The organism is Okeania sp. SIO2C9 (assembly GCF_010672455.1).
In the GTDB taxonomy this organism is placed as follows: Bacteria; Cyanobacteriota; Cyanobacteriia; order Cyanobacteriales; family Microcoleaceae; genus Okeania.
The window spans coordinates 1-1047 of record NZ_JAAHGO010000304.1 but is presented as its reverse complement, the minus strand read 5'-3'; the positions used below and the strand labels follow the sequence as shown (position 1 = coordinate 1047).

The 1047-nt window shown below is 41.5% G+C and carries 2 protein-coding genes; both read left to right on the top strand.

What is annotated here, in order from left to right:
* A partial coding sequence (locus tag F6K23_RS41220; RefSeq protein ID WP_293167087.1) for a thioesterase II family protein occupies positions 1-358 on the top strand: 358 nt, incomplete at its 5' end.
* A gap of 60 nt (positions 359-418) precedes the next feature.
* The coding region (locus F6K23_RS41215) for a S8 family serine peptidase (protein WP_293167086.1) at positions 419-1047 on the top strand (629 nt) is incomplete at its 3' end.

Below are 1047 nucleotides of genomic sequence, written 5' to 3'. Positions count from 1 at the left end.
TCCCCTTCATGCTTTACCAGAAGCAGAATTCCTCAAGGAACTACGCCGCTATAACGGCACACCCCAAGAGATACTCAATAATGCTGAACTTATGGAACTGTTGTTACCGACACTGCGGGCAGATTTTGCAGTGCTTGAAACTTACGCCTATGCTCCTGAAGCACCGCTAGATTCTCCCATTACTGCCTTTGGTGGCTGGCAGGATTGGAAAGCCAGTGCTGATGATTTGGAAGCATGGCGAGAACAAACCAAAGCTGCCTTTTCAGTTGAGATGTTTCCTGGAGATCATTTTTTCCTTCACTCATCTGAGTCACTTTTACTCAACTCAGTAAACCAAAAATTGCATTGTTATGGTTAGCGCCCTTAATCCTTGAGTTATGTTAGAAATTAAACTGGCGCTATAGCATATAAGGTTGCCATGAGAAAGGTTTTACTATTGTCTTTATTTGTGCTGGGCCTTGGTTTTGCCCTATTTAACTTCAAAGGTCTAGCACATCAAGGCAAATTTGATTCAATTGTACTGGATTTCCGCGAGGATATCCCAGCAGCCCAACTTACTGAGCAATTAGAAGAAATTGCTCAAGAATACAACGTCAATCCCCACCTCAATAGCGTATTTTCAGTTGCTGACAATATTTATATTGTAGAAGGCGACAAACAATTACTTAAAGCTCTAAAGAATTCTGGGCTTTCTAAGCAGACAGAATATATTGAGCCTAATTATCTCTATAGTCTACCGAAACCTGTAGACAAAAATTGTTCAATAGGTTCATCTGAGCAAAATAGTGATTATCCAACCAATCCAACCTTCATTAGTCCCAACGACCCTTACTATAGCCAGCAATGGAACCTACGCAGCATTAATATCGAATCTGCATGGGAAGAAACCAAGGGTAGTGGCATTACTGTGGCAGTCATTGACACTGGCGTGACAAATGTCCCAGACTTGAAAGATACTAAATTTGTCAAAGGCTACGACTTTGTTAACGACAGAGTCGAGGCAAAAGATGATTTTGGGCATGGTACTCACGTTGCTGGAACAATTGA